Origin of the sequence: Desulfobacula toluolica Tol2 (genome assembly GCF_000307105.1) — a bacterium.
GTDB classification, from domain to species: domain Bacteria; phylum Desulfobacterota; class Desulfobacteria; order Desulfobacterales; family Desulfobacteraceae; genus Desulfobacula; species Desulfobacula toluolica.
This window is the reverse complement of the sequence record NC_018645.1, coordinates 858877-873661: the sequence shown is the minus strand read 5'-3', so window position 1 is coordinate 873661 and position 14785 is coordinate 858877. Positions and strand designations below refer to the sequence as shown.

The following is a 14785-nucleotide window of genomic DNA, read 5'->3' as shown; positions in this document are numbered from 1 at the left end:
TATTATATCATTTGATATTTAATTTTGCCTTCATTATATCAAGACCGATACGTTCAATCATCCGGCCCATGCGTTCGCGTTTTGAATTCTCCTTGTAGTACGCCACCACCTTTGCCACCATGGCCCGGGCATCTTCAAAGTCAAGATCTTCCACCAGAAGATCGGCAAGCCTCGGTCTTGCCGACCCATTGCCGCCGACCATGACGGTCCATCCATTTTTGGTTCCGTAAAGGGAGATATCTTTGATACAATTTTCAGCACATTGAATTTTGCAGCCGCTGACACCCATTTTCATTTTACTGGGCAGAACCATGCCATGATAAGTTTCATCCAGTGCCATGCCCATCTTAAGACTGTCCTGCTGTGCCAGGCGGCAATAGGCTGTTCCGGGGCAAACCTTGATGCTTCTGACACAAAGCCCTGTGGCATGACCGGCATCCATGCCAAGATCCTTCCAGATGCCGTCCACCTGGTCTTCGGTAATGCCGATAAGGGCGATCCTTGCCGCACTGGTGATTTTCACATCCGACACATTATATTTTTGGGCCACATCCGCAAGCTTCCTGAGCTGATCCGGATTCACAATCCCGCAGGGAAGATGCGGGGCAATGGCATAGGTTTCTTTTTCCTTACCTCGTTGACGAATCACCCCTTTTTCACCATCTTTGAGCATAACCGACTCCTTTTTTATTTACAGTTTTACAGATAATAGTACAAAATTCATGGTTTGTTTATAGTTTTATATGAAAGTCTTGAAAAATCCAAAAAGAAAATTTCATGTTTTGTTGTGTTCAAACCAAGGCGAAATACCAAGCCTGCCGTGGCAGTTATATCATAATATTATTCACAAACCCCATGGATGATTTTTATTGTTCATATTCCATAAGTCAAGGACATCCGCAGAGTTGCAAATTCATACTCAAATAGTGTATGGATGTTTTATTTAATGATACAGGAGTGCTGTAGATGAACAATCAGGCATTGCAGGAGAAGCAGAGAGATCAGGCCCGGATGCTGGCCAACAAAGTGAAAAAAAGATTCAAGCATCTGCGCAAACGGTATAAAAAACAGGGCCTGGACATCTTCAGGCTATACGACTGGGATATCCCGGAAATCAGGGCTGTTGTGGACTGGTATGACGGCCACCTTGTTGTTGCTGAATACAGCCGCAAACAATCCTTCCCGGAATGGCTTCCCATAATGGGCAAAGCCGTTGCCCGTGCATTGGACGTTCCAAACGAAAACCTGCATCTTAAAATCCGGCGGTCAGGAATCAAGGAAGGAAAAAGATACGAGCGTATCAACCATACAAACCAGAAAATAGCCATGGGTGAAAGAGACCTTAAATTTTACATCAATCCAAACGATTATGTGGATACGGGCCTGTTCTCAGATCACAGGAACACAAGAATGATGGTGCGCAAGCAGGCAGCAGGTAAAAACTTTTTAAACCTGTATTGCTATACAGGGTCATTCACCTGTTATGCGGCAAAAGGGGGTGCCTGCCGGACCGTATCTGTGGATCGCTCTCAAACCGCTGTCAACTGGGTAAAAGACAATCTTGAACTCAACGGTCTCACAGGTTCCCACCACACCATAATCCGGGAAGACACCCTTGATTTTCTTGAACGGGCCAGGCATGACGGATACCGGGACTTTGATCTGGCGGTTGTGGATCCGCCTTCTTATTCAACCACCCGGATGACCAACGGGCATTTTGACATTGCAAAAGAACACCCACATTTACTCAATGCTGTTTTTGAGTTGATGAAAACCAGTGCTGTGGTTTTCTTTTCCACCAATCATCAAAATTTTGATTTAAAGACAAAAGAGCTGACCGTCACAAATATCAAGGAGATTACATCCAAAACCATTCCCGAGGATTATCAGAACAAGCGCAAACAGATTCATAGATGCTGGGAAATACAGATATGAAATTTAACCCGTTTGAAAACCGCTTATCCCGAGACATCAGAAATACCCTGGGCCATTGTTTTGTCAAAGCAATTCAGGCAAAAGACCCGTCTTTTTTTCACACTGCGAGCAGTCAGTATCAATACGGGGAAACTCAAGTCCATATAAAAGCATACGTCAATAACAGGGCAGACTTTTTAAAAAAAACATTTGATCAGATGGCTGCCTTTAATTTGCAGCCGGATGATGATTTTTTTGTAATTGCCCGCATATTATGGAACTTTGAATTGTTTTTTGAATTCCATGAATGGCTGGAAATAAAATGGACAACAGCCCAGGGTAAAAACAAAAAAGCATTGCAGGCAATGGTTCTTGCCGCCATCGCATATGAACAGCTTACATATGGCAGAAAAGCTCCTGCAAAAAAAGTTGCATTAAAGGCAATTGGGCTTTTCAACCAGCACCGGGATATTATTGCCAAACCCTTTGATGCGGATCTGTTTATCTCTAAATTAAGCTTGCTTGATCCTGTTGCACCAAAATTTAAAATGCCCGGCAAAAAAAGCCGGGCATTCAAATAACTTAATTTAAGCACCCCTGATCGCCATGGAAGCAAATCAAGCTGGTTGGCGATATCTAAAAGCTTCACTTCTATGGATATGAAATTTGCCCAATCTGCATCGCCATGCTGCTCTTATATTCCATAGTTGTAACAGGTTGCTTTTTTTATTTTATATTTCTAACTAAAACGATTTAACAACAGAGAAAACCACCTTTGTAGTTTCTGCTTCATTTTCAGTACCAAAATCCTGCAATACCCTCAGGTTGATCTGAAACAGATGAGGCGGTAACCAGAAGAGATTGACTTCCGCTCCAATGGCGTAATTTGTACCCTTCTCATCAGAGGAACCTGTGCCGCTGTCTTCATCCATCTGCCAATATGTGTATCCCACAAGTGCAGGCCTGATAAGAAGCCCTTCAGAGATGGGAAATTGTTTGCTGATTCCCCAATCAACGATAAATTCCCAGCCAGGGGTGATATCTGTATCATCCTGTTCCCCATATACCAGAGTCCTGGACAATGCTGACACAGCCCAGCTTTTGGCCTGGTCTATATAATAAGTCGCACCAAGGGTCATCATGCCGCTGGTATATCCTTGGCCGGCAGATGCCGGTTCTGTCCAGTCATATTCTCCTGTGGGCAGGTTTACGCCCAGCCCCAGTACCGCATCCCATCTGTCCGTGTGCCAAGCCAAAATAAGGGGCTCAATAAAAATATCCCCCAAACCTACCTCGGAATCATGCACACCAGGAACGTTAAGATTAAAATCAGTTCCGACAATCGGGACAATCGTACTCATTCCGTAATCCGCTCCTAAAAACTTGTGTTTGGTGATATAAATAAGCCGGTGTGCCTGGGCAAAAACATTCAGATCAAAACCGATATTTATATCATCGCCATCATCATCCTTCAAGGTATCTGAGTCCACATATATGTTGTATTGCTTGTAATGAAATCCCGGCGGTGGAACGGAAGCTCCCATGGCACCTTCTGTTCCCGGCGTATAATGGCCGGCCCAGGCTGGCATAGCACAGGTCAGCATCAGAAGCAGCATACCGGTAATAGTGAGCGAAACAGTCCAATTTTTTGTCATCTTTTTCTCCTTTTTTTCTTGTTGGTGTTCTATTAAAAAATTAATTTAAATTAATAAAGCCTTCTTTGTCCTGGTTCAAACAAAAGAGGCTTTATGACCTCCCAAAAAAAATAATTCTGCATGTTTCCGGTCTATTGTAACGGTATCGGCTTTAATGGTGCCTTTGGACTGAAAAATTATTTTGGTCAAAATCGCTTGATAAATATCATTTTCAGCAGCAGACAAGATATTGATCAAGACTTCAAGAAATTTCATACCCTGCCTCCTGTCTTTGACTTTTTTAACTACTGTATCATCTCTGAATTTCGAGTCGCATTCTAAAATAATAAATTATCCATTGTCAAGAAGACTTTTTTTTAAATAATAATCCCAAAATCCATCCGATATAGCGTTATATCTTAACAAAACAATATATTACCATATAATTCTCCTGATAATATCCTCATAAAAATATAAATCATTTACTATTTTTATAGTTTGTTACCCATACCAATTTAGCAAGAATCTTGAATATCATTCGATATTTGCTTGTTTTAATTATTTTTGAGGCATATTCAAAGACCTTTACAAATATACATCTCTTTTGTCCACCCTTCCAAACAAGCATCCCGCATACCAACCCCTCTCGCGAGAAACCTTTTTACCGGCAGCCCTCTACACGACAACGCCAACACAGAAAACTATGGGACCGCAATTTTAAGATGTCCGAAAATCATTCAATGCAGACGGTTGATGAAAAAAAACAGGCCTTGAGAGCCTATATATTCTAACAATTTTCAACATCCAAAACTGATCAAAAAAAACAACCCTGCATATATTGAATATGCCTCATTTAAAGATGAAGACAATTCAATGTTTTATAAACCGTCAAGGTTTAATTTTTAAATCCCCAAAACGAGATATCGACACGGCCTTATAAGCATTTCTTGCAAAACTATCTGCTTTATTTAAGAAAAACCCAAGTTAAAAATTACAGAAAAATATAAAAAAACCGGAGCAGGGTTTCCCGGATTGAATTTGTTCTTATAAATTGATATTATTAAAAATTCCAAAGATAATGCATACATATTAACGAAAGGGAAAGCCAATGCATCTGCCAAGTCCCAAAGGATGGCTTGCCGTTCTTTTTATTGTGTTAACCCTGGCAATCCCTTTTGCAATCACCTATTATGTATCAACACCATCCTATCAAGACCGTTACAGGGGCAGGCCCAAAAGTTTGCAAACCCCTGGCCTGCCAAGTCGTTCAAAAATAATGGCGGACCAGTTGCTGCTTTTAAAAAATGAAAAGTTTATTACAAACAGGACAGCCATTGTTTTTAAGGGACTAAGCGGCAACACGGCAACCATTGATCTTTATCTGCTTGATTTGGACCCAGAGGTTTCATATACTTTAAAATTTCCTAAAACAAAGACGGATGAGGACATCCGGATCGGCAATGTGATGTATCGCCTCATTTCAGTAAAAGACAAGATGTTGCGGCTTAAAATAAAGGAAATCCATCATACCCGTTAAAGATTTCCAGAAAGTTTCCAGTGGTTATAAAATTTAAAAAAAAGACCTGGCATTTAAATAATCATGGCTTTTGTACCCATTTGCCTTTAAACTTTCGAGAGTTAATATTTTATATGAAAGGATTTCAAACCTATTGGAATCAGATATCTTTCATTTTTTGTTGTGGGCAAAACAATGTAAAATACCAGGTCTGCCCGTGGCAGTTATATGAAAATTTTGGCAGCCCCAATCGTGATTTTTATTCTGTGTTGCGGCCAAACATAAGCAAAAAAAACAAACCTACAGTGTCAGTTGGGCTGTAGAAGCTGGTTAAAAGAAACGTTCCGGAGATAAATTATGATGAAGCTGTTAATGGTTGGAGCGGGAGGCTTTGCAGGCTCAATCTGTCGATATATGATCAGTGATTTGTCCCACAGACTGTTCAATGATCCTTTTTTTCCCTACGGGACCCTGACGGTTAATGTGATAGGATGCCTTTTAATCGGTTTGCTGGGCGGATTATCAGAATCAAGACAAATATTCAGCCCTGAAATTCGGGCATTGATTCTCATTGGATTCATGGGAGGATTTACAACTTTTTCAACCTTTGGGTATGAAATATTCACATTTGCCCGGGATGGGCAGCTTGCCTCAGCCATGACAAACCTGATGCTTCACCTTATTCTGGGTTTTTGCTCTGTCTGGCTTGGATTTTCCTTGTCTAAATTCATATGAAAGTCTTTAAAAATCAAAACAGCAACTTTCATGCTTGTTGTGGCAAATCTTAAATAAAATACCAGGTTTGCCCATGGCAGTTATTATAAAGGAGATTATTTATGGTTCTTCCTGAAAAAGGGCATTTGCTCAGAATCTTTATTGGCGAGTCTGATAAAAAAGACGGAACACCGCTATATGAGTGGATTGTAAAAAAAGCAAGAGAACAGGGATTAGCCGGGGCAACTGTTACCCGTGGTATCCTGGGTTTTGGAGCGCATTCAAGGATTCATACCACAAAGATTTTAAGGCTTTCGGAAGATATGCCCATGGTCATAGAGATTGTAGATACCCTGGAAAAAATAAACAAGTTTATGCCGGTCATTGACCACACGATTATTGAGGGGCTTGTTACCATAGAAGAAATAAGTATCCGGTTCTATCGCACAAGATAACCTGTTTTCAATAACCCCAGGTTAAAAATTCTTTTACATAAAATCAAGAGAAGCCTACAACCCAAAAGCCACTATCCAAAAACCACTGCTTTAATATAAAATCCTTGATTTGATTTGCCCGCAGATATATAAAAGCCTACCATATGACTCATTTTACAGGATACGGGATATGATGGATTCAAACATGACACCACATCATTTTACAGCTCAAGTATATTATGAAGACACCGACCATTCAGGGGTTGTCTACCATGCAAACTATTTAAAATTTTTTGAACGGGCAAGGGAAGATATCATGGGGACCAAGGTTCTTGCCGACATGTGGCATAAGCATGAAATAGGTTTTGCCATTTACAAAATAAATATAGGATACCATGAGGGTGCCATTTTCGGAGATCGTCTCGACATCAGGACAACCTGGAAAAAAGAAGGGCATTACAGGATTATCTTTTTCCATGAAGCCTGGCGGCCGGATGGAAAAAAAGCGGCTGTCACATGCACACTGGAGCTTGTCTGCCTGGGGCCGAACAAAAAATTAATGCCCATCCCGGATCTGGACTTCTTAAAATCCAAGGAATAAAAAAATCAAGTCAGCAGATTCTCGGCAGCTGCTCTCCTGTAAGCATATCAATGGGTCTCACCCCGCCGATAGAGGTCTGCAAAAAAACCTTGCCGGGATCTTCGCTTGTGACGTCACCAATAATCACAGCAACTTTGCCAAACACATCCTGCCGGATAATCTCAAGGGCTTTGTCCACATCCTTTTCCGGCACAAAGGCGATCAATTTGCCTTCGTTTGCAATATAGAGCGGATCAAACCCCAACAACTCACAGGCTCCCCTTACCGGTCCCGTGACAGGCAGAGACATTTCATCTATTCTAATTCCAACTCTTGATTGTGATGCAATCTCATTCAAGGTTGTTCCCAGACCACCCCTTGTAGGGTCCCGAAGCACATGAACATCACAGCCGGACCGGATAAGAGACTGAACCATTTTATTTAACGGGGCTGAATCGGTTTTGATATCGGAATCAAATTTTAAACCCTCCCTTGAGCTTAAGACCGCAATACCGTGATCTGCAAGGGTTCCGCTGACAATGATCTTATCGCCCGGTTGTGCATTGCTTCCGGACACATTCACATGGGCAGGAATCACGCCTATACCGGAAGTGTTGATAAAAATCTTGTCTGCCTTTCCCCTGGGAACCACCTTGGTATCACCTGTGACAATCTTGACCCCGGCTTTTTTGGCAGCCGCTGCAATGGTTTCAAGAATTATCTTTAACTGCTTTACCGGCAGTCCTTCTTCAATAATCAGGCCCACGCTGATAAACTTAGGGACAGCCCCGCACATGGAGATATCATTGACGGTTCCATTCACCGCCAGGTCGCCGATATTCCCGCCGGGGAAAAAAATGGGGTCCACCACATAAGAATCGGTTGAAAAAGCAAGCCTTGCGCCTTCAACATCCAGGATTGCCCCGTCATCTTGTTTTGACAATTCAGAATTTTCAAACAAAGGCAGGATCATATCGGAAAACATTGAGTGGGATAGTTTTCCTCCGGAACCATGGTCGAGTAATATTTTTTCTTCAGTCATATTTTTTTCCTGTTTATATAGTAACCCTATGCCCTGGTATGTATTAGGTACTTGATACTTGACATTGAGGACTTGATAATTGACATTGTGGGGACTTGATAATTAAAATTGAATACTTGGCATTGGGTTCTGGGTGATGAGAATCTCAACACTCATTACTCGCTGCTTTCATATTAACTGTATCTGTAAAATGCTGCACAAGCCCCTTCACTTGAGACCATACAGGGACCGACCGGTGTCATGGGAGTACATTTCTTCTTATAAAGAACGCATTTTTCAGGCGTTTTTAACCCCATGAGAATCTGACCGCAGGCGCACCCTTTGGGTTCGGGAACCTCGGGCATATCCATGCTAAATTTTATGGAGGCATTAAATTTTTCATACGATTTTTTCAGCCTCATCCCACTGGATGGAATGTGTCCAATCCCTCTCCAGGAGGCATCACAAATATCAAAGACCTGGTTCATGATCTGTTTTGCCTTTACATTTCCTGAATCTGACACGGCCCTTGGATATGCATTTTCAAGAGCCGGCGTTCCCGTCTCATTCTGTCGGATCAACATCAGGATGGCATTTAAAATATCAACCGGTTCAAATCCAGCAATCACGGACGGCATATTATATTTTTCAAATGTGTCCCTGTAGGCATGGGTTCCGGTAATCACGGAGACATGGCCCGGAAGGATAAATCCGTCGATCTGAACCCCGTCTGTTTCCATCAGGGCGGTAAGTGCGGGCGGGGTGAGTTTATTGGCGGAATAAATGGAAAAATTATCTGTTTTTTCCCGGATGGCCATTAGAATTCCGGCCGCAATGGTGGGAATGGTGGTTTCAAATCCCACTGCACAGAACACCACTTGCTTGCTTTTATTTTCCCGGGCAATGGCAACGGCATCCGATATGGAATAGACCATCCTTACATCCGCGCCGGATGCTTTTTCCAGGGCAAGGGTCGAACCGGACCCCGGCACTTTCATGAGATCTCCAAATGTGGTCACTATCACATTTTTAACCCTTGCCAGCGCCACAAAAGCATCAATGTCTTTCTGGGCGGTCACGCACACAGGACACCCCGGCCCGGAAAGAAGCGTTATCCTTTCCGGCAGAACACTTCTGATACCATGCCGAAAAATGGACATGGTATGGGTTCCGCAGACCTCCATCAGTCTGAGTTTTTTATGGCTGACAGCCTTAATTTTTTTCACAAGCTCCCTTGCAAGAGATGCATCCCTGTATTCTTCAATATATTGCAAACTCATTGATCAGCTTCCTTCAAGGGCAGCCGCAACCACTGCCTGGCCTAAACAGATCCCCCCGTCACCGGTGGGAACCTGCGTGTGTGTGTATACCTTTAGGTTATGTTCTTCAAGGGCCAGGATCATGGTATTCAAAATGATATCGTTATGGAACACCCCCCCGGAGAGGATTATTTTTTGGATATGGGTTTGCAGGCTAACTTTGAGCGCTGCCACGGCAAAAGCCTGAGCCAGCGTATAATGAAATTTTGCACTTATTCCGGCAACGTGCCGACCCTGCTGCAACTCCGCTGTTATCTGCCTGATACAGGGCATTAAATTAATTTCAAAAACCTGGTCTCGGCCACCATCCTTTTTACCGGATACCAGATCAAAGGCATAGCATTCCCGAACAGGACGTTCGTCTGCCATGGCTTCCAGTTCCATTGCGGCCTGACTTTCATACGAAATCGTATGCCGGACGCACAAAAGGGAAGACACCGCATCAAACAGCCTTCCAACACTGGAGGTCAACGGTGAATTCAGATTTTTCTCCATCATACCGCAGATAAAAGACAGTTTTTCTTTTTCCATGGCCTTTATATAAGGAATCTCCATCTGTAAAAAATCTTTGCCAAAAACCTGAAAAAGAACAGATGCCGCCATGCGCCAAGGTTCCAGAACAGCCGCATCCCCGCCCGGCATTTTAATGTAGGACAGGTGAGCTTTGCGTTTAAAGGCTTTTTGTGTACACAAAAGAATTTCCCCGCCCCAGATATGACCGTCTGTTCCATACCCCGTGCCGTCAAGGGTGATGGCGATAACCTCTTCATCCAAACCGTTTTCCGCCATGCAGGCGGCAGCATGGGCATGGTGATGCTGAACCGCCACTTTTTTTACCGTGTTCTGCGCTTTGGCATAATCAGTACTCATATATCCATGATGCATGTCATGGGCAATAATGTCCGGCTGGATGTCGAAAATATTTTTCAAATGATCAATACTGTCCCGATAAAACGCATGAGTCTTCATATTATCCAGATCCCCGATATGCTGGCTTAAAAAAGCATGATGACCCCGGGTCAGGCAGACCGCATTCTTGAACCCTGCCCCGCACCCCAGAATTTTCGGCATTTTTCGGTTGATAAAAACCGGCAGGGGTGCATATCCTCTTGACCGCCGGATAAATCTTGTTTCACCCGCCTGGATTCTTGCAATGGAATCATCTGCGCGAAAACAGATATCCCGATTGTGCAATAAAAAATAATCCGCAATATGGGAAAATGCCTCCAGAGCATCCTCATTTTCAATGGAAAGCGGCTCTCCTGAAAGGTTGCCGCTGGTCATCACCAGGATGGACGGTCCTTTTTCAAGCAGCAGACAATGCAACGGCGCATAGGGAAGCATGACGCCCAGAGTTTTATTAAAGAAAGCCACATCCGTTGCAAGTACAGACCCTTTTTGATTGTCCCCATTGATATATTTCCTTTTCAGCAAAACAATGGGTCTTTGATAGGAGGTCAGGAGTTGTTTTTCCCTGTTGCTGACATGAACATGGTCAAACAGGATTGATGCCGATGCTGCCATCAGGGCAAAGGGCTTATGGGGACGGTTTTTTCTCTGCCGCAATTGTTTTACTGCATCAAGATTGGCGGCATCACAGGCCAGATGAAATCCGCCAAGCCCTTTTATCCCGATAATTCTACCCTGGCGCAAATATTGAGCCGCAAGAGTGATGGCTGATTGTGAATCCGTATTGATCCGATTCCCCCGGCGGTCCGTCAAAAAAACCTGTGGTCCGCAGACCGGGCAGGCATTGGGTTGGGCATGAAACCGCCTGTTCAGCGGGTCATCATACTCTTGTTGACATTTTCCACACATCTTAAACGATTTCATGGAAGTTTTGGACCGGTCATAGGGAATATCTTTAATAATTGTATACCTGGGGCCGCAATTGGTGCAATTGATAAACTCATATTCATGCCGTCTGTTGCCGGGATCTTTCATTTCAGCCAGGCAGTCGGAACAAATAGCCACATCAGGAGAAATAAGGGTGGTCCGCCGGTTGGCAACTTCACTGTTCTCAATTTTAAATGAAAAAAAATTTCCAGGCGGCACATCACTGGATTTAATGTCTGTCACAGAAGCCAGCAAAGGACTTTTATGATAAATATCATCGACAAACCGCTCAATTTTTTCAGGGGGTCCTTCCACAATAACCCGAATGCCGCCGGAGGTATTGAATACCTCCCCTTTCAGATGATATTGATCTGCCAGACCAAATAAAAAAGGCCGAAACCCAACGCCTTGAACAACGCCGCTGATTTCCAGCTTTTTTGCTACTGCCGTTTGGTTTAAGGCTATGGGAACGGTCATAAAAACCTGTTACTGTTCATTACGGCCATCATCCTGCCGGGCATCCGCTGCCAGTATTTGGCGCAAATCTTCCAGGGTTTCACGGGCAGTGGCTTCATCGACCTTATTGATGGCAAATCCGGCATGGACAATGACATAATCCCCGATCTTTACATCACCCAGAAGCATGGTACTGATTTGCCGGGTCACACCGTCCACATCAACTTTGGCAACCGTATCGTTTATCTCGACAATCTTAGACGGAACTGCTAAACACATACCATTTCACCTGTTTGTCTTAAAGAATACATTGCTAACATAACACAGGATATCATTTGAGCAATGTTTATTTCAAATTGAAATCCCTTTAAAAATAATATCTAACCGCCGCATAAATATTGGTATTATTTCCAAACCCGGCAAAAAACTTATGATGTTCATATCCGAAAAAAATATTTAATCCTGTTTCAAGCACAAGGCTGTAACTGTATTTATAATTGGCTTTTGGACGAAGATAGCCGTCTTCATAAATGGGTAATAATATGCCGCCAAGGCCAGGGTGAGGTTCTGATTCATCATAAGCTTTGTTAATTCCAGGGTTGCCACATGTCTTATCCGATCCCTGATAAAGCCGGATTCAAACCTGCTGTCCGGGATAAATCCGGCTTTATCAATCTCCCGGTGCAGGCAGAAATATCCTGCACCGGGGCCGTCATTTTAAAGTGTTGAGTCGTGTTCCGAATTCTGATTTTTCCGATACAAAATCAAATCATCAATGGTCAGCACGGGAAACCCGTGTATCCCGGCAAATTCAACGATCTTCGGCAGTCTGGCCATGGTGCCGTCGGGGTTGGTCAATTCACACAGCACCCCGCAAGGAGACAACCCGGAAAGGCGCATTAAATCAACGGTGGCTTCGGTATGGCCCCCACGCTCAAGCACTCCGCCGGGTTTTGCTTTTAAGGGAAAAACATGACCCGGACTATTCAGGTCACAAGGCCCTGCACTATCAGCTGCGGCTGCATGCACCGTTGCGACACGGTCCTTTGCAGACACCCCCGTAGTGACTCCCGTGGCAGCTTCAATGGAGATGGTAAATGCCGTCTGGTATCGGCTGGAATTGTGCTGAACCATCATGGGCAATTCAAGGGATGCCACCTTGTCTTCGGTCAGGCACAAACAGACGATGCCCGAGCATTCCCGGATCATTATGGCCATCTGCTGTTCCGTCAAAGACTGGGCCGGAAAAATAAGATCACCTTCATTTTCTCGGTCTTCATCATCCGTGACCAGTACGCCGTTTCCGTTCTGAAGGGATAACAGCGCGTTTTTCACACGTTCCTCTGGATTTCCAAATCGAGTTAACAGACTCTGATTCATGGTCGATCTCCTTACAATAATAAAATTAAACATGAATCAGGGCAAAAGGAAAAATAGACGTTCAGGCAGTACAATGCCTGCAGTTCCTTGATAAAAAGGAAACCGCCAAAGACAAAACACAGCCTTGACGCATTCTCTTCCATCCGGACTTTAACCGTCGGCTCCGGAATTTAACCGGATCTGCTGACCTCCCCTGGTTTAAACTTTTCAATTTAAGCTTTCTCATTCAAGCCTTGGGGGGAGCGCTCGCGGGCTTCCTGATACAGGCCAGGTTACCGCCGGTGGGGAATTTCACCCCGCCCTGAGAATATACGGGAGACACCCTATACCCTGTAGCCGGTCATGTCAAACCCATATTTCAAAGAATAAGAACAATCCATAGCAAATTAGAAACCACACCATTTGAAACAGCGGAAATATCCTGACATCCTGTTTATCACTTTCTTTTGTGAGTAATAATGTTGAAAAAAATACCTTTCTCAAAAAGAATGTTGCCATTCCAACATTTTCCTGGTAGCGACTGTATATTATTTATTCAGCTCTTTTTTAATCAACAGTTCGGCAAAAAATTTTAAATATAATTATTCCAATATGTTGCAAAATTAAAAAAACAGTAAAATTTATTATTAACTGAATAAGAGTAATAGAATGAAAACATACCAGTTCAGGGTTTCCATAATAGGAATACCAAAGCTTTATCGACTAATTGAGGCATCTGAAAATTGCACTTTTGATGATCTTCACAATGTGATTTTCCAGTCATTTGACAGATACGATGAACACCTTTATTCATTTTTCATCACTCGAAAAGACACCAAGAGTATGCGGAATATATATGATGCTCCACAGATAACCCATCCCGTGAGTGCAGAAGAGATGATGGGTTATGGGGAAAGGAAAGAATCCACAGCAAAGATGCAAATTTGCGATGTCGGCTTGAATGAAAAAGATGTCTTTCATTACCTGTTTGATTTTGGAGATGAGTGGTGGCATCGAATCAAGGTGCAAAATATCAAAGAGACAAAAGCCAAAAAAAAATATATTAAATTAATCAAGTCAGTCGGAGAATCTCCACCTCAATATCCTGACTATGATGATGAAGAATATGAATAAAACATTGTGGTTGCAATTATCTTCTAACGCAAAACAATGGGTGATTCTGATATGAAAATTTGATCAATCAGATCAGGGAGGCAAAATGAAAAAAGCTGTACTGGCAATTGTAATCCTTATTTTTGCAGCAACTTCGCAGGCCCGGATGAATGCTGAAATAATTATGGATACCGAAGCAATAACGAATGCCGGAACCATCGTTAAAAATGCCTTTGATTACTGGCGCGGGCAAACCTCTGTTTCAACCACAATCATGACCGTCCACCGCTCTGACTGGGAACGCAGCATGACCATAAAATCCTGGACCCGGGGTGAATCCGATTCCCTGTTTGTCATTATTGAACCGGCAAAGGACAAGGGAAACGGAACCCTTAAAGCCGGCAAAGGAATGTGGATATACAATCCCAAGATAAACCGGGTCATCAAACTTCCCCCTTCCATGATGTCCCAAGCCTGGCAGGGATCGGATTTTTCCAACAATGACCTTGTAAAGAGCGACAGCCTGATCAAAGATTATGTGCATACTTTGGAAGCGACAACTCTTGGTCAGGACAAAAAAATCCATACAATAAGATCAATACCCAAGCCTGATGCCCCGGTTATCTGGGGCATGATCAAATTAAAAATACGAGAAGACTTTATCCTTTTAAGTGAAGAATTTTTTGATGAAGATCTTCAGACTGTAAAAATAATGACGGCATGGGATATCCAAAAAAGCGATGACAAGCTTTTCCCCATGAAATGGAAAATGCAAAAATCCGATGCAACAGATGAGTATACCCTTCTTGTATATGAAAAGATTGAGTTTAACAAAAAGTTGAGCAACCGTATCTTCACCCGGACCAACCTTAAAAATCCGGGCATCTAA

Annotated in this window: 16 protein-coding genes and 1 riboswitch; of the genes, 8 read left to right on the top strand and 8 right to left on the bottom strand. The window is 43.1% G+C overall.

Annotation, left to right across the window (positions count from 1 at the left end; genetic code table 11):
* Window positions 1–7: 7 nt before the first annotated feature.
* Window positions 8–673: a nitrite/sulfite reductase domain-containing protein gene (locus TOL2_RS04010; protein WP_014956259.1), complete on the bottom strand. Its 666-nt coding sequence runs from the start codon at window positions 671–673 to the stop codon at window positions 8–10.
* A gap of 293 nt (window positions 674–966) precedes the next feature.
* Between TOL2_RS04010 and TOL2_RS04005 the strand changes: the two genes are divergently transcribed.
* Together TOL2_RS04005 and TOL2_RS04000 are read left to right on the top strand one after the other, a co-directional pair.
* The gene (locus TOL2_RS04005) at window positions 967–1935 is read left to right on the top strand and encodes a class I SAM-dependent methyltransferase (RefSeq protein WP_014956258.1); all 969 of its coding nucleotides are present in this window, start codon (window positions 967–969) and stop codon (window positions 1933–1935) included.
* Window positions 1932–2495: a DUF309 domain-containing protein gene (locus tag TOL2_RS04000; protein ID WP_014956257.1), complete on the top strand. Its 564-nt coding sequence runs from the start codon at window positions 1932–1934 to the stop codon at window positions 2493–2495. Before TOL2_RS04005 ends, TOL2_RS04000 begins: the two co-directional genes overlap by 4 nt.
* A gap of 162 nt (window positions 2496–2657) precedes the next feature.
* On the opposite strand, the gene TOL2_RS03995 is transcribed toward TOL2_RS04000, so the two are convergent.
* Both TOL2_RS03995 and TOL2_RS03990 read right to left on the bottom strand, forming a co-directional pair.
* Window positions 2658–3569: a SphA family protein gene (locus tag TOL2_RS03995; protein WP_014956256.1), complete on the bottom strand. Its 912-nt coding sequence runs from the start codon at window positions 3567–3569 to the stop codon at window positions 2658–2660.
* A 75-nt stretch (window positions 3570–3644) separates the two neighbouring features.
* On the bottom strand, window positions 3645–3824 hold the full coding sequence (locus TOL2_RS03990; RefSeq protein ID WP_041279240.1) for a hypothetical protein: 180 nt from the start codon (window positions 3822–3824) through the stop codon (window positions 3645–3647).
* An 832-nt stretch (window positions 3825–4656) separates the two neighbouring features.
* Between TOL2_RS03990 and TOL2_RS03985 the strand changes: the two genes are divergently transcribed.
* The 4 genes from TOL2_RS03985 to TOL2_RS03965 all read left to right on the top strand — a co-directional run bounded on the left by TOL2_RS03985 (window position 4657) and on the right by TOL2_RS03965 (window position 6813).
* Entirely contained in the window at window positions 4657–5085 is a 429-nt protein-coding gene (locus TOL2_RS03985; RefSeq protein ID WP_014956255.1) for a hypothetical protein, read from the top strand.
* A gap of 336 nt (window positions 5086–5421) precedes the next feature.
* Window positions 5422–5799: a fluoride efflux transporter CrcB gene (gene crcB, locus TOL2_RS03975; protein ID WP_014956254.1), complete on the top strand. Its 378-nt coding sequence runs from the start codon at window positions 5422–5424 to the stop codon at window positions 5797–5799.
* Window positions 5800–5900: 101 nt separating this feature from the next.
* Window positions 5901–6233 (top strand): DUF190 domain-containing protein, encoded by a 333-nt coding sequence (locus tag TOL2_RS03970; RefSeq protein WP_014956253.1) that lies wholly within the window; start codon window positions 5901–5903, stop codon window positions 6231–6233.
* 169 nt (window positions 6234–6402) lie between these two features.
* Complete coding sequence (locus tag TOL2_RS03965) at window positions 6403–6813, top strand: YbgC/FadM family acyl-CoA thioesterase (RefSeq protein WP_014956252.1); 411 nt, start codon at window positions 6403–6405, stop codon at window positions 6811–6813.
* Between the two features lie 10 nt (window positions 6814–6823).
* Here the strand turns inward: TOL2_RS03965 and hypE are convergent, their stop codons facing one another.
* From hypE to ribB, 5 genes are all read right to left on the bottom strand, one after another.
* Window positions 6824–7834: a hydrogenase expression/formation protein HypE gene (gene hypE / locus TOL2_RS03960; RefSeq protein ID WP_014956251.1), complete on the bottom strand. Its 1011-nt coding sequence runs from the start codon at window positions 7832–7834 to the stop codon at window positions 6824–6826.
* Between the two features lie 173 nt (window positions 7835–8007).
* Window positions 8008–9093: a hydrogenase formation protein HypD gene (gene hypD / locus TOL2_RS03955; protein WP_014956250.1), complete on the bottom strand. Its 1086-nt coding sequence runs from the start codon at window positions 9091–9093 to the stop codon at window positions 8008–8010.
* A gap of 3 nt (window positions 9094–9096) precedes the next feature.
* Window positions 9097–11445 carry a carbamoyltransferase HypF gene (gene hypF, locus TOL2_RS03950; protein ID WP_014956249.1) on the bottom strand — a complete coding sequence of 783 codons (2349 nt, stop codon included), beginning with the start codon at window positions 11443–11445 and terminating at the stop codon, window positions 9097–9099.
* 9 nt (window positions 11446–11454) lie between these two features.
* Window positions 11455–11703: a HypC/HybG/HupF family hydrogenase formation chaperone gene (locus tag TOL2_RS03945; RefSeq protein WP_014956248.1), complete on the bottom strand. Its 249-nt coding sequence runs from the start codon at window positions 11701–11703 to the stop codon at window positions 11455–11457.
* Between the two features lie 438 nt (window positions 11704–12141).
* Window positions 12142–12804, bottom strand: coding sequence for a 3,4-dihydroxy-2-butanone-4-phosphate synthase (gene ribB, locus TOL2_RS03940; RefSeq protein ID WP_014956247.1), 663 nt, complete (start codon window positions 12802–12804; stop codon window positions 12142–12144).
* A 127-nt stretch (window positions 12805–12931) separates the two neighbouring features.
* Window positions 12932–13117: riboswitch (FMN riboswitch) on the bottom strand.
* 335 nt (window positions 13118–13452) lie between these two features.
* Between ribB and TOL2_RS03935 the strand changes: the two genes are divergently transcribed.
* Window positions 13453–13917 carry a plasmid pRiA4b ORF-3 family protein gene (locus TOL2_RS03935; RefSeq protein WP_014956246.1) on the top strand — a complete coding sequence of 155 codons (465 nt, stop codon included), beginning with the start codon at window positions 13453–13455 and terminating at the stop codon, window positions 13915–13917.
* A gap of 85 nt (window positions 13918–14002) precedes the next feature.
* Window positions 14003–14785: an outer membrane lipoprotein-sorting protein gene (locus TOL2_RS03930; protein WP_014956245.1), complete on the top strand. Its 783-nt coding sequence runs from the start codon at window positions 14003–14005 to the stop codon at window positions 14783–14785.

Excerpts from the sequence above, each read along its gene's own strand:
- TOL2_RS04010 (WP_014956259.1), bottom strand. The coding sequence starts at position 673 with ATGCTCAAAGATGGTGAAAAAGGGGTGATTCGTCAACGAGGTAAGGAA.
- TOL2_RS04005 (WP_014956258.1), top strand. The coding sequence starts at position 967 with ATGAACAATCAGGCATTGCAGGAGAAGCAGAGAGATCAGGCCCGGATG.
- TOL2_RS04000 (WP_014956257.1), top strand. The coding sequence starts at position 1,932 with ATGAAATTTAACCCGTTTGAAAACCGCTTATCCCGAGACATCAGAAAT.
- TOL2_RS03995 (WP_014956256.1), bottom strand. The coding sequence starts at position 3,569 with ATGACAAAAAATTGGACTGTTTCGCTCACTATTACCGGTATGCTGCTT.
- TOL2_RS03990 (WP_041279240.1), bottom strand. The coding sequence starts at position 3,824 with ATGAAATTTCTTGAAGTCTTGATCAATATCTTGTCTGCTGCTGAAAAT.
- TOL2_RS03985 (WP_014956255.1), top strand. The coding sequence starts at position 4,657 with ATGCATCTGCCAAGTCCCAAAGGATGGCTTGCCGTTCTTTTTATTGTG.
- crcB (WP_014956254.1), top strand. The coding sequence starts at position 5,422 with ATGATGAAGCTGTTAATGGTTGGAGCGGGAGGCTTTGCAGGCTCAATC.
- TOL2_RS03970 (WP_014956253.1), top strand. The coding sequence starts at position 5,901 with ATGGTTCTTCCTGAAAAAGGGCATTTGCTCAGAATCTTTATTGGCGAG.
- TOL2_RS03965 (WP_014956252.1), top strand. The coding sequence starts at position 6,403 with ATGATGGATTCAAACATGACACCACATCATTTTACAGCTCAAGTATAT.
- hypE (WP_014956251.1), bottom strand. The coding sequence starts at position 7,834 with ATGACTGAAGAAAAAATATTACTCGACCATGGTTCCGGAGGAAAACTA.
- hypD (WP_014956250.1), bottom strand. The coding sequence starts at position 9,093 with ATGAGTTTGCAATATATTGAAGAATACAGGGATGCATCTCTTGCAAGG.
- hypF (WP_014956249.1), bottom strand. The coding sequence starts at position 11,445 with ATGACCGTTCCCATAGCCTTAAACCAAACGGCAGTAGCAAAAAAGCTG.
- TOL2_RS03945 (WP_014956248.1), bottom strand. The coding sequence starts at position 11,703 with ATGTGTTTAGCAGTTCCGTCTAAGATTGTCGAGATAAACGATACGGTT.
- ribB (WP_014956247.1), bottom strand. The coding sequence starts at position 12,804 with ATGAATCAGAGTCTGTTAACTCGATTTGGAAATCCAGAGGAACGTGTG.
- TOL2_RS03935 (WP_014956246.1), top strand. The coding sequence starts at position 13,453 with ATGAAAACATACCAGTTCAGGGTTTCCATAATAGGAATACCAAAGCTT.
- TOL2_RS03930 (WP_014956245.1), top strand. The coding sequence starts at position 14,003 with ATGAAAAAAGCTGTACTGGCAATTGTAATCCTTATTTTTGCAGCAACT.